The sequence below is a fragment of the Listeria rocourtiae subsp. hofi genome (genome assembly GCF_963575615.1).
GTDB lineage: Bacteria > Bacillota > Bacilli > Lactobacillales > Listeriaceae > Listeria_A > Listeria_A hofi.
Genome location: NZ_CAUYTL010000003.1, coordinates 18,084 through 30,432 on the forward strand (window position 1 = coordinate 18,084; position 12,349 = coordinate 30,432).

Annotated in this window: 12 protein-coding genes and 1 other RNA gene; 11 read left to right on the plus strand and 2 right to left on the minus strand. The window is 42.0% G+C overall.

Features of this window, described 5'->3' with window-relative positions; translation table 11 throughout:
* Window positions 1-128: 128 nt before the first annotated feature.
* The 5 genes from mngA (at window position 129) to R8925_RS02635 (ending at window position 6,161) form a co-directional block, all read left to right on the plus strand.
* Complete coding sequence (gene mngA, locus R8925_RS02615; protein ID WP_430534374.1) at window positions 129-2,060, plus strand: PTS 2-O-a-mannosyl-D-glycerate transporter subunit IIABC; 1,932 nt, start codon at window positions 129-131, stop codon at window positions 2,058-2,060.
* The gene (locus R8925_RS02620) at window positions 2,050-4,659 is read left to right on the plus strand and encodes a glycoside hydrolase family 38 N-terminal domain-containing protein (protein ID WP_430534375.1); all 2,610 of its coding nucleotides are present in this window, start codon (window positions 2,050-2,052) and stop codon (window positions 4,657-4,659) included. Before mngA ends, R8925_RS02620 begins: the two co-directional genes overlap by 11 nt.
* 214 nt (window positions 4,660-4,873) lie before the next feature.
* Window positions 4,874-5,140: signal recognition particle sRNA large type (gene ffs, locus R8925_RS02625), an RNA gene on the plus strand.
* 211 nt (window positions 5,141-5,351) lie between these two features.
* Window positions 5,352-5,834, plus strand: coding sequence for a hypothetical protein (locus R8925_RS02630; RefSeq protein WP_430534376.1), 483 nt, complete (start codon window positions 5,352-5,354; stop codon window positions 5,832-5,834).
* Window positions 5,835-5,900: 66 nt separating this feature from the next.
* Window positions 5,901-6,161, plus strand: coding sequence for a YiaA/YiaB family inner membrane protein (locus tag R8925_RS02635; RefSeq protein WP_430539397.1), 261 nt, complete (start codon window positions 5,901-5,903; stop codon window positions 6,159-6,161).
* A gap of 66 nt (window positions 6,162-6,227) precedes the next feature.
* Here the strand turns inward: R8925_RS02635 and R8925_RS02640 are convergent, their stop codons facing one another.
* The gene (locus R8925_RS02640) at window positions 6,228-6,380 is read right to left on the minus strand and encodes a hypothetical protein (protein ID WP_430534377.1); all 153 of its coding nucleotides are present in this window, start codon (window positions 6,378-6,380) and stop codon (window positions 6,228-6,230) included.
* A gap of 139 nt (window positions 6,381-6,519) precedes the next feature.
* On the opposite strand from R8925_RS02640, the gene R8925_RS02645 reads away from it, so the two are divergent.
* The 6 genes from R8925_RS02645 to R8925_RS02670 all read left to right on the plus strand — a co-directional run bounded on the left by R8925_RS02645 (window position 6,520) and on the right by R8925_RS02670 (window position 11,483).
* Window positions 6,520-6,972: a DUF3284 domain-containing protein gene (locus R8925_RS02645; RefSeq protein ID WP_430534378.1), complete on the plus strand. Its 453-nt coding sequence runs from the start codon at window positions 6,520-6,522 to the stop codon at window positions 6,970-6,972.
* 263 nt (window positions 6,973-7,235) lie between these two features.
* On the plus strand, window positions 7,236-8,972 hold the full coding sequence (dnaX, locus tag R8925_RS02650; protein WP_430534379.1) for a DNA polymerase III subunit gamma/tau: 1,737 nt from the start codon (window positions 7,236-7,238) through the stop codon (window positions 8,970-8,972).
* A 30-nt stretch (window positions 8,973-9,002) separates the two neighbouring features.
* A complete protein-coding gene (locus tag R8925_RS02655) occupies window positions 9,003-9,320 on the plus strand; it encodes a YbaB/EbfC family nucleoid-associated protein (protein ID WP_185342981.1) in 318 nt (105 codons plus the stop codon).
* A 360-nt stretch (window positions 9,321-9,680) separates the two neighbouring features.
* The gene (recR, locus tag R8925_RS02660) at window positions 9,681-10,277 is read left to right on the plus strand and encodes a recombination mediator RecR (protein ID WP_036067663.1); all 597 of its coding nucleotides are present in this window, start codon (window positions 9,681-9,683) and stop codon (window positions 10,275-10,277) included.
* A gap of 17 nt (window positions 10,278-10,294) precedes the next feature.
* Window positions 10,295-10,555 carry a YaaL family protein gene (locus R8925_RS02665; RefSeq protein ID WP_430534380.1) on the plus strand — a complete coding sequence of 87 codons (261 nt, stop codon included), beginning with the start codon at window positions 10,295-10,297 and terminating at the stop codon, window positions 10,553-10,555.
* Between the two features lie 55 nt (window positions 10,556-10,610).
* Complete coding sequence (locus tag R8925_RS02670) at window positions 10,611-11,483, plus strand: alpha/beta hydrolase (RefSeq protein WP_430534381.1); 873 nt, start codon at window positions 10,611-10,613, stop codon at window positions 11,481-11,483.
* Window positions 11,484-11,683: 200 nt separating this feature from the next.
* Here R8925_RS02670 and R8925_RS02675 read toward each other — a convergent pair whose 3' ends face one another.
* Window positions 11,684-12,247, minus strand: a complete 564-nt coding sequence (locus R8925_RS02675) for a sugar O-acetyltransferase (RefSeq protein WP_430534382.1) — start codon at window positions 12,245-12,247, stop codon at window positions 11,684-11,686.
* Window positions 12,248-12,349 lie beyond the last annotated feature (102 nt).

Consider the following 12,349-nt stretch of genomic DNA (forward strand, 5'->3'; position numbering starts at 1 on the left):
ACGACTTTTTAGACAGTCGTAAATAATTTGTGTATAAATTCGTTATTTGGCTTTTTCTCAATAGTTGTGTGCTACAATCATTTTTAGAAAGCGCTAACAACATTATTGTTGAAAATAGGAGGGGCAATATGAAGTTGACAGAGTTTGTTAAAAAGGGACTAGTAGCAGTCAATCAATCCTTTGAAACCCGTGATGAGGCGATTCAATTTTTGGCAGGTAAATTGGATGCGCAAGGAATTTTAAGTGATAGAGAAGGGTTTATAGCGGATGTATACGAGCGTGAATCGCAGTCGGTCACTGGTATGGAGAATGGCTTGGCAATTCCCCATGCAAAAAGTACAAGCGTGAAGCAGGCGGCATTTGCAGCCGTGACGCTTCGTGAACCGATTGGTGATTGGCCAAGCTTGGATCCGAATAATAAAGTAAATTTGATTTTCTTACTAGCTATTCCAGATGGCACGGCTGACACGCATTTAGCAATTTTAGCTGAGCTGGCAACTCGCCTAGTAGATGAAGATTATCGTGACCGCTTACTGACATCAAAGACAGATGATGCTTTTTATGAAAATTTAGATGCCTATGCAGCTACGTCCTCAGGCGCACCAGTCGATGAGAATAAACCGTTAATTCTTGCGGTAACAGCTTGCCCAGCGGGAATTGCCCATACATACATGGCAGCCGAAAATTTACAAAAGAGTGGCGCGAAATTGGATGTAAACGTTCGAGTGGAGAAGCAGGGAGCCAATGGTATTGAAGATCGTTTTACTATGGAGGAACTGGAGGATGCTCATGCTGTGATTTTTGCTGCTGATGTTGCAGTGAAGGATATGAATCGCTTCGCTCATTTGCCTAGTTTGAAGACATCTGTAGCCAAGCCATTGCATGACAGTGACACATTGATTGAGCAGGCATTACAACTGAAAAAGGATCCATCCGCAGATTTTGCCGTTCGTGAAAATGTTGATCAAAAAAGCGGTGGATTGAGTGATGTTAAGGATGCAGTGATGACGGGGATTTCGCATATTATTCCGCTAATTGTTGCTGGTGGGATGATTTTGGCATTTGCGGTATTTATCTCACAGATTTTTCATGTACAGGATTTATATAATGCGGAAGGCTCTTGGTTATGGATGTTCCGTCAACTGGGCGGCAGTTTACTTAGTGTCATTATGATTCCTGTGTTGTCCGCTTATATTGCGTACTCATTGGCTGATAAACCTGCTCTTGGGCCTGGATTTGCAATCGGTGTGGCGGCGAATCTAGTGAACGGTGGCTTCTTAGGCGCCTTAATCGGTGGCTTACTCATTGGTTACTTTATGCGTTTCATGAAAAAATATATTAAGCCTAAAGGAGTGCTTTCCGGATTTGTTAGTTTCTGGGTGTATCCGGTTGTTGGTTCATTGGTAGCTGGTGTGTTGATGATTGTCATTCTGGGCGGACCGATTTCAGCCTTGAATGAAACGATGATTAGCTGGTTGAATTCGTTGAGCGGAGGCAGCGCACTTTTACTGGGTGCAGTGCTAGGAATTATGGTTTCATTTGACTTAGGTGGACCGGTGAATAAGGCGGCTTATGCCTTTTGTATCGCAGCGATTGCCGAGGGGAATTTCATGCCGTACGCCATATTTTCTTCTGTTAAAATGGTTTCGGCGTTTGGCGTCACGATGGCAACATTGTTATTTAAGAAATATTATGATGATTATGAAATTGAGATTGGACGCTCCACGTGGATTTTAGGGCTTGCAGGAATTACGGAGGGTGCCATTCCGTTTATGATTCGAAACCCGTTAAAAGTTATTCCATCATTATGTGCTGGTTCGGCGGTTACAGGAGCCATTGTGGCCGTTTCCAATATCGGACTTTCTGTTCCAGGCGCAGGGATTTTCTCGCTGTTCTTGCTAAGTTCTGATATGAATGGATTTGTAGCTGCAGCCATTTGGTTTTTTGCTGCGGTAATAGGTGCCATTATTTCAGCAACGTTACTAATAGCATTTAAAAGAGCAGAATATAATAAAAAACACGCGCAAACAATTTTGAAGGGTGAGATGAATGAAGTATAAAGTACATGTTGTTCCGCATTTCCACTGGGATCGTGAGTGGTATTTCACGCAAGAATATTCCGATTTGTTGTTGCTTACCGATTTTGAAGAAGTATTGGATCGGCTTGAAAACGACGCTAATTACCCTTATTTTGTACTCGATGGGCAGACTTCTATTTTAGAGGATTATTGTCGCTTGGCACCGCATAATGTGGCGCGTATTCATAAGTTGGTGCAATCAGGCAAGCTAATTATTGGCCCGTGGTACTCGCAGACGGATGAGATGGTCGTTGGCGGTGAGTCGATTGTCCGCAATTTGCTGTATGGTATGGCAGAGGCCGAGCGTTTCGGTGAGTCGATGAAAATTGGTTACTTGCCGGATTCATTTGGGCAATCTGCGCAGTTGCCTCATATTTTGAATGGATTTGGAATTAAGCATGCCATTTTCTGGCGAGGGATTTCGGAGCGTTTTGGGACAGATAAGACAGAATTTTATTGGCGTTCTAAGGATGGCTCGCAAGTATTGACATTATTGTTGCCGCTTGGTTATGCGATTGGTAAATATTTGCCTGAGGAAGCGAATGTATTGCGGGAACGGATGGATAAATATTTGCCGGTGCTAGAAAAAGGGGCGACGGGTGAGCATCTGATATTACCACACGGTCATGATCAGATGCCGTTACAAAAAAATATCCATACAGTGATGGAAAAACTGCACGAACTGTATCCAGAACATAGCTTTGAAATGACATCCTATGATAAATATTTTAAGGAGTTAGAAGCGACTGATTATCCGTTTGATGTTGTGGAAGGTGAATTTTTGGATGGGAAGTATATGCGGGTTCACCGGAGTATTTACGGTACGAGGATGGATATTAAAAGTCTGAACACGAGGGCGGAGCAATTGCTCGGTAATTTGGTGGAACCGATTCATTCGATGTTATACATGCTTGGCGGGACCTATTATCAGGAGTATATTCGCGATGCTTGGAAATTAATTTTGTTGAATCATGCGCATGACAGTATGGCGTGTTGTTGTTCGGATGATGTACACCGCTTGATTCGCGATCGCTTTTTTAAGGCGCATGTGCAGGGAACAGAACTTCTAAATTATTCGATGCGTCGGATTGCTGATAGTATGGCAGGTAGTGATGAGCTAGTGACGGTATTCAATGCTTTGACGGAGGCGCGCGAACAACAATTTACGGTCGAAGTTATTACGAAGATGGAGAATTTTACGCTGCTTGATGGTACGCGTGAAGTAGCTTTTGATGTGATTGAAAAAGTGGAGTACGACCCTGGGCTGGTTGATCGGCAAATCGTGCATTATGGGGGTTACAATCCGTTTTATAAATATACGATTCGCATGCATGATAATGTCGTGGCTTTCGGCTATCAAACGTATGTATTGAAGCGAAAGGACGGCTTTGCAGAGGTGGTACAAAATACAGTTCAGGAGATAGACACAGAGTACTATCATATTGCTGTTTTGGAAAATGGGCAATTGCAAGTGACTGATAAAAGGACTGGCCTGGTGCATGAACGTGTATTGCGACTGGAAAGCCAATCCGATGTTGGTGATTCGTATGATTATTCACCGCTAGAGAATGACGTGATATTTACGAATGATGTAGCGCAGGCCAAAGCCAGTATTGCGGAGACTCGTTGCGGTTTTACGGCGAAAATCGATTATAGCTTGGCGCTACCAAAAACGATTGATGAACGGATTGCTGGTACATGTGGAACGGAGCTTGGCGTTCAGCTTATCGTGGAGGTACCGAAGGATTCACCAGTGATTGAGGTACAGGCGAAACTTGAAAATAAGAGTGAAAATCATCGGGTTCGTTTCCATATTCCAACGATGATGAAACAAAAAGCCGTTATTGCGGATAATCAATTCGGTACCATTGAACGCGGTATTAAAGATGACGCCGTGGACTATTGGCAAAAAGAGGGCTGGGCGGAGAGACCAGATGCCATCTATCCATTCTTGACATTTTTACATGCTAAAAGTGGCGATAACTCAGCATTTATTTTTACAAAAAGTACACGTGAGTATGAGGTGCTCCCGGATGAAAGTACGATTGCTCTAACGGCATTCCGAAGTATTGGTTTGCTAGGGGAGAAGGAACTGGTGCGGCGTCCTGGTCGACCATCTGGGATTGCTTTACCAACTCCTGATTCACAGATGTTAGGGACGATTGAATTGGATTTTGCTTTTGGCTTTACAACGCCTCTTGATACGAATGAGGTGTCTAGAATGGCAAAGTGCTATGTAACACCACTCGTTTCCTACAATCGCAACGGCTATAACGCGATGAAGTTGAATGAGGCATACTATAACGCAGAGCAAAAGATGAGTTTTATTTCTGAGGGCGCTAACCATACGGCGACTTTAAGTATTGTTAAAAAAGCAGAAAAAAGTGATGCTATCATTGTTCGGACTTTCCCAGCTGATGTGCACGGTGCAGTAACAGACCTTGCTTTAAATGACGCATTTTTGCTGGGTGGGCAGCTAGTTAGACTTGATGAAAAAGGTGCGGAACTTCCTCAGACAACAACGCTGAATTATAGTAATAAAGTAAACGAGAGTAGTAGCTTTTTAGTGAAGCGGAAATAACAGATTATCAAGGTAAGTCTAAAACTGATAAATACCTTCGAATAAGCAATTAGTGGTCAAGATTTTACAATTTCAGCTTATGACGCGATTACATTACGAGTTGCATTCTAAAAGTGTTATAAATTCCGTTTGAAAATCATATTCTCGCTTGCCTTTTCCAAAGAATAAAGGTATATTTATAAGTGAGCCGTTTTTCAAAATGGCAGCTAATTTGTCATGCTAGATGGGGACGTAGCGGAGCCCTGTAACCCACAATCCGCTCTAGTGGGGTTGAATTCCTTATCGAGGCTTTGTACCTGTTTGGTCAGCCCTTTGTAAGTGGTGTTGACGTTTGGGTCTTGCGCAATGGGAACCTGTGAACCATGTCAGGTCCGGAAGGAAGCAGCATTAATCAGTGCTTTCCATGTGCCGTGAGGTCGCCTGGGCTGAGCTAACTGCAAAGGTAACGCAGATGGATACATCGCCGGAATAAGGTGCATGGCATTATAATTTTAAATGATACGAGTCTCCTTTCTTAATTGGAAGGGGATTTTTTTGTTGGAGGCGTTTGAATGATAGGACAACCTTATACTGAGACAATGGAGACAAAAATTCGACATACTTATATTGAAAGCCTCTTAATCCAGGCCTTTTTTGCTACTAAAATTATGTTATAATAGCTTTAATCAACTACCACACGAGGAGTCGAAGCAATGAAATTTACAAAAAAATCATGGGGAATACTAGCGCTGACAATTGTTTGCATCATTGCCATACCAGCAATCATTTTCACTACAAGCAAAGCGAAGGCAAGTACTGCAATCGACAAACAAATCGCAGCGTATGGCATTCCGGCAGATGATATTATTGATATAAGTAAACTTGGCTATGACTTCAAAAGTGGTGGCTATGGCCGAATAATCACGACAAAAAAGGATATGGCGAAGTGGAAAGCATATTTGGAGAATCCGAAGCACGAGAAAGATAATTACTACATTACCTATGACAAAAACAACAAACAAGTCCGCGAAAAGAAAAATACGAACGACCCACAAAGTACGGATTGGTATTATATTTTCCACTACGATCGTGGTGAGGTAACGGTGAACGCCAGTGTTTTCGGAAACTGGATTGATCCCACCGGCAGCGAAATGAAGGAATTCAGTTCGTTACTTTCTTACCCGACCAAAAAGTAAGCCTTGTAAAATTCTCCTATCATTCCTACTGTGAAATTGGTATACTTGTGGAAAGGGAGTGATAATGTGAAAAGAAAAGCATATCGTAATTCACCAGCATTTGTTATGTTAGCTTGGGGTTCATTCTTAGCATTTCTAGCGCTTACAATCATTGGCCTAGCAACGTTAAAAGAGCCACTAATGGTAAAAGGGTATTATCTCATGGGTTCCATCGGTTTGATTTCATCTGCGTTTACAGTAGCGAAAGTTGTGCGCGATAATCAGGAGGATGAAGAACGGTACAATCAAATGTTCCGTGCAAAAGATATCGAGAATATAGAAGAATAAGCTGCAAAAAGCACTATCCCGCTTGAATTTAAGCTGGAAAGTGCTTTTTTGATGCGCAATTGGATTTTAGTCTTGCTTTTTCAAATCGTTTTTTTCATCGTCAGGCTTCTTATTCGTCGGCAAAATAATTTCTTTATCACCTGGGAGCACGATGGTATAGTCATTCTTCTTCACCAGTTTACCATTGTCGAAGTCTGGGAAATCTGCTTTTTGTGCCATGCTATGACCTCCATTTCTCTCCCATTATACTACAAATCTCATTTTCTTTCCTTATATGCTTGTAAAAGGTGCGCGTAAATGGGATAATTTTAGAGGAGAAGTTGCCATGGAATTAAAGTGAAGAAGGAGCGTTAAACCAGTGAAAATTACGAAAAAACTCGCAATCTCGCAAAAAGAGTGTTTTGATACGATTATGAATTCGGTTGTCCATGATGTGAAAGTGGCAACTGGGAAGAAACCGCTCGTGCAGAAATTAGAAGGCCTAAAATTTAAGCGCAAAATGGCGAATGGCTCAGAAGCAATCATGATTATTACAAAATGCACACCGCCTGCTGTCTATGAATTCCAGACGAAAACGCATGTGAATACGCATACGACGAGTTACACGGTGGAGGCTGTCACAGAGCATACGTGCGAAGTAGTGTACAACGAAACAGTAGAAGCGAAAACAGCGATGGCGCGTTGGAATAACATCCTTGTTGGCGGATTACTAGGATTTACTCGCAAGAAACGAATCACGCGTATGCTAGCTGGTATTGAAGCGTTGGTAATCCAGCAACACAAAGATTTAGTCTCGAAAATTGAACGCTAAATTGAACTTATCAAATCCGCCTTTATAAGCTATAATGGAAATACAGAATACGCAGATAGCAGACAAAGTTCTCATTGTTTAAGTTAGTCTTTGCAAACGTGAGTACCGGAGCGGAATGTACGACTGTACATCAACTGAAAACAGGGAGGGAGTTTCTTCCCCGACCATGTGAGAAGTTATGCGAAGTACAGCGTAGAAGAGCATCGGAACGGAGGCTTTAACGACGAAGATGAGTGCTTGTCGCTTCGCTGAAAGGAGTAAAAATGGCATATCAGGCACTATATCGAGTTTTCCGACCACAAAGTTTTCAAGATGTCGTTGGGCAAGAACATGTAACGCGAACGCTCAAAAATGCTATCGTTCAAAATAAGACTTCTCACGCGTACTTGTTTTCTGGACCTCGCGGGACTGGTAAAACAAGTGCGGCGAAAATTTTTGCGAAAGCGATAAACTGTCCGAATAGCGTGGACGGTGAGCCTTGTAATGATTGTGAGATTTGCACAGGCACGACGGATGGCTCAATTCCTGATGTTTTGGAGATTGATGCCGCATCTAACAATGGTGTCGAGGAAATTCGTGATATTCGTGAAAAAGTGAAATACGCACCGACCATTGCGAAATACAAAGTCTACATTATCGATGAGGTGCACATGCTTTCAACGGGAGCCTTCAACGCACTTCTAAAAACGCTTGAGGAGCCGCCGAAGCATGTTATCTTTATTTTGGCGACAACGGAACCTCATAAACTACCATTGACTATTATTTCGCGGGTGCAGCGCTTCGACTTCAAACGAATTACGACGCAAGATATTATTGGGCGTTTGGCTTTTATTTTGGATGAAGAAAAAATTGTGTATGATGAAAAGGCGCTCGACATCGTGGCCCGCGCAGCAGAAGGTGGGATGCGTGATGCGCTAAGTTTGTTAGATCAAGTTATTTCGTACGGAACGCAAGAAGTCACCGTTGCAGATGCACTCGAAATCACTGGTTCCGTAGCACAAGGCATGCTCACAGAACTCGTGCAAGCAGTTATTAACTCAGACGCAAAAATGGCATTGGAGAAACTATCAGGACTACTAGCAGAAGGAAAAGACCCAGTTCGCCTAGTAGAAGATTTGCTTGTCTTTTTCCGCGATGTATTGCTGTTCCAAAAGGCGCCAGATTTAACGGATGCCATGGAGCGTGCTGTCATCGATGAAGCTTTCCAAACGCTTGCGACGTCTGCCGATGCGAATAAAATCTACCAATACGTGACGATTTTAAATGATTCTGGCCAACAAATGCGATTTTCCAATCATCCGGGAATTTATATCGAAGTCGCGCTCGTGCAGTTGATACAAGTTGGCGGAGTAGCTCCAGTTGCTGTTGCTACACCGAATACAGCGGTCGCGCCAAGTCAAGATGTTGCCGAACTCGTGAACAAAGTCGACCGTTTAGAGCAAGAATTAAACGACCTAAAACGTCAAATCGCGAATGGCGCAACAGCAGGAAATGGGGCGAATGCCAAACCTGCAGCACCGCGAAAGAAACAAGCCATCTCAGGAAACAAACAATTTAAGGCTCCTGTAGGACGAATTAACACCGTGCTAAGCGCTGCCAAAAAACAAGATTTACAACTCATTCGTAGCTGTTGGAGTGACCTAATTTCGATGTTGATGGCCTCGCAAGCGGCACTTTTAAATGAAGCAGAGCCTGTAGCTGCCTCTAGCGACACTTTTGTGTTAAAATTTAAGCACGAGATTCATTGTCAAATGGCGATGGATAATCCCAATTTTGTTGACACAGTAACGAACGGCATTTCGCGTCTGACGAAGAATAATTATTCCTTTATCGGTATCCCAGAAGATCAGTGGGGCGAAGTCCGCGAGAACTTCCTGAAAAATGCGGACAACACGGAAACAGAAGAAGGCGATGAAAAGCCATCAGAACCCGCTGAGGATTCGATTATCAGTGAAGCTGTGAAACTAGTTGGAGAAGGTTTACTTGAAATTAAAGAATAAAAAATAAGATAAGAAAGAGGAGATTTAACAATGCGTGGAATGGGAAATATGCAAGGTATGATGAAACAAATGCAAAAGATGCAAAAGGAAATGGCCAAAGCACAAGCAGAACTAGAAGAAAGAAGCTTCACAGGAACAGCAGGCGGTGGCATGGTAACCGTTGAAATGACAGGGAAACGCATCGTAACAGATGTAGTAGTAAAAGAAGAAGTAGTAGACCCAGAAGACATCGAAATGCTACAAGACTTAATTCTAGCTGCAACAAACGATGCGCTGAAACAAGTAGAAGATACAACAGCATCCACAATGGGCAAATTCACGCAAGGCATGAACCTACCAGGGATGTAATTTGAATAGTCCCTACACAATGTAAATCGGCGACAAGCGCTCGCATTGTTGGAGCTGTTCGATATGTAATGAGTTACAGCTCCAATATGCCTGTGAGCGTAGTGAATAGGCGTTCTTTCAGGAGATTTAGAATACGTAAGTGGTACATCTGTGCGGTTCTGCTACACAAGAGCAGTTTCGCCTAACTTCTCGCATGGTCGGGGATACGACTCCCTCCCTGCGTTCAGTCATCACGTACACAAGTACGCTCCGCTTCCGGCTTCCACCGAATCTGCTGAATACAAGCGCTTTCGCTCGATTTGTTGGTAGCAGAATTTAGACGCCTACCCAATAAATTTAAAGAAAGGTAGGGAGGAGACAATGCATTATCCAGAGCCGATAACGAAGCTGATGGACAGCTTTATGAAATTGCCAGGGATTGGACCGAAAACAGCGGCGCGGCTGGCTTTTTTTACGTTGGATATGAAAGAAGAAGATGTGCTTGATTTTGCGAAGGCACTTGTGGATGCGAAACGTAATTTGAGTTTTTGCTCTGTCTGTGGTCATATTACAGATAAAGATCCGTGTTATATTTGTGCGGATATGTCGCGTGATCGCAGTATCATTTGTGTTGTGCAAGAGGCAAAAGACGTGATTGCGATGGAAAAGATGCGTGATTTCCGTGGTTTGTATCACGTACTTCACGGTACAATTTCGCCGATGGATGGGATTGGTCCAGAAGACATTAACATCCCTGATCTGCTGAAACGCTTACAAGATGATACAATTCAAGAAGTAGTTTTGGCGACGAATCCGAATGTGGAAGGTGAAGCGACCGCGATGTATATTTCAAGGCTGCTAAAACCATCAGGCATTAAAGTGACCCGAATTGCTCATGGGCTGCCAGTTGGTGGCGATTTGGAATATGCAGATGAAGTAACGCTATCCAAAGCTTTGGAAGGTCGACGCGAAATTTAAAAATGAGGTGAGCGAAAATGGAAACAAGAAGCGACAAAAATGCGAAATCTCCTAGTAAAAAGAAGCAAAAGATTGGAAAAATGCATAAATCATATGACGCTTATTTGGTTGAACTAATGGAAGTTGCCCAAGAAAAATGGAATCAGCAACGAGACATTGCACGTAAAAGTTTCGGTTATAACCCAGAAACGGAATATGAATTAAAAAAAGCAGAAGCTAAGTATTTTTACCTTTTTCGTGAAGCTAAGCATCGCAACTTGAGAAACTCACCAAAATAAAAAAGGACTAGAGATCTTGTTTACGGTCTCTAGTTTTGTGATTAATGGGGGGAATATGAAGAGAAAACGAAAGATAATGATTATTGCAATCGTGCTCATTGGGTTGCTCTTGTTTGTATCGTTTCGAACTACAATGTTTGATCCGCTAGGTTTTCGCGTTAAGCAGATATTGAATATTTCCAGTTCAGCGAGTGCTGATGACGAACCGATTGTATTTATTCATGGCTTTGACGGCTCGAATTGGACTTTTTTTACGACGACGATTCGCTATAGTGCGACTAATTTTGCAACGCGTTCTTTGACTTTACTTGTTCGTGAAAATGGTGATATTGAAGTGTCTGGCGTTTATGATAAAGGGATGAAACGACCGATGATTCGCGTTAATTTTGAGAATCCGCGCTCGATTATACCGAATAACGCCACTTGGTTTTCCAAGGCAATGGATATGCTAAAAACAGATTATGGCATTGAAAAAGTGGACATTGTTGCGCATTCCTACGGTGGTTTGACGTTCGTTAATTTCCTACAAAAATACAATTATCAGGCAGACAATTATCCGAAAGTGGATAAATTTACGGCTATTGGTACACCATTCAACGGTTCAGCGGTATCTAGTGATGGGAAAACGCCATATGATTTGTCTCCCACTGGGCCAAAAAAAGAGTCAGCCTATTTTAAAGAAATGATGGAGCGAAAAGATAAAATTCCATCCAATTTGCAGGTTTTAAATATCGTTGGAGATCTGGATGACGGTAGTCGTAGTGATGGTCCAGTTGCAGTTGATAGTGCGAAAAGTGCGGCTTTTATTTTCAGCAATAATGCGTATCAAGAAGCATTGTTTACAGGTCGTTTCGCGCAGCACAGTTGGCTTCATGCGAATATTGGTGTGGATCGTAAAATCAAACAATTCCTCGAAGCAAATAACTAAAAAAGCTGTTCAGACTATAATAATAGTTAAATTGAATAAAAAAGTATTTTCTGATAAATCTTTGACTATAGCTAAAAAATAAGGTAGAATAGAGTTGACTTTATAAATAAGTCTTTTTATGTGTGCAGCTTATTTATAGAGTCTCATCCCAAATAGGCGTGTTTGTAAGTGCTAGTTACAAACATGCCTATTTTTCATGCTTAAAAACTTAATTCTTTCGTTATTTTTGCTGGGGAACCGACTACAATCACATTGTCTGGCACATCTTTTGTTACGACAGCACCTGCTGCAATAATCGAATTTTCACCAATTGTCACACCGGGTAATATAGTTGCTGCTGCACCGACCCACGCATTTCTTTTAATGTGAATCGGCTTGATTTTCAAGTCCCGGCGTTTTTCAGGTTCAATCAAATGGTTCACGGTAATGAGATTTACTCGCGGCCCAATCAGAACATGATCATCCAATGTAATCCCACCTAAATCAACAAACATGGCGTTCCTATTGATAAAAATATGTTTTCCAAGAGTGATGTGTTTACCAAAATCAGTGTGAAATGGTGGCAAGATTGTAACTGTTTCGTCAACTTTTGCGTCAATGATAGTAGATAGTATCTGATTGCGCTCTTGTTTAGAGTGGAACTCAGTATTTAAATGTACGAGCCTCTCCTCATTCGCCGTTTGAATACGATTAATCTCCTCAAAAATCGGGTCTGATATGCTTATTTCGCGATTATTTAATCTGGCCTTGAGTGCATTATTCAATGTAATCCCTCCTAAGTACTTGTTAATATTATTGTATGGCAGTATACTATCTATGTCTAATACGTATAAAATATAGCTATCCATAATAAATAGTTATAGGAG

Excerpts from the sequence above, each read along its gene's own strand:
- mngA (WP_430534374.1), top strand. The coding sequence starts at position 129 with ATGAAGTTGACAGAGTTTGTTAAAAAGGGACTAGTAGCAGTCAATCAA.
- R8925_RS02620 (WP_430534375.1), top strand. The coding sequence starts at position 2,050 with ATGAAGTATAAAGTACATGTTGTTCCGCATTTCCACTGGGATCGTGAG.
- R8925_RS02630 (WP_430534376.1), top strand. The coding sequence starts at position 5,352 with ATGAAATTTACAAAAAAATCATGGGGAATACTAGCGCTGACAATTGTT.
- R8925_RS02640 (WP_430534377.1), bottom strand. The coding sequence starts at position 6,380 with ATGGCACAAAAAGCAGATTTCCCAGACTTCGACAATGGTAAACTGGTG.
- dnaX (WP_430534379.1), top strand. The coding sequence starts at position 7,236 with ATGGCATATCAGGCACTATATCGAGTTTTCCGACCACAAAGTTTTCAA.
- R8925_RS02655 (WP_185342981.1), top strand. The coding sequence starts at position 9,003 with ATGCGTGGAATGGGAAATATGCAAGGTATGATGAAACAAATGCAAAAG.
- recR (WP_036067663.1), top strand. The coding sequence starts at position 9,681 with ATGCATTATCCAGAGCCGATAACGAAGCTGATGGACAGCTTTATGAAA.
- R8925_RS02665 (WP_430534380.1), top strand. The coding sequence starts at position 10,295 with ATGGAAACAAGAAGCGACAAAAATGCGAAATCTCCTAGTAAAAAGAAG.
- R8925_RS02670 (WP_430534381.1), top strand. The coding sequence starts at position 10,611 with ATGAAGAGAAAACGAAAGATAATGATTATTGCAATCGTGCTCATTGGG.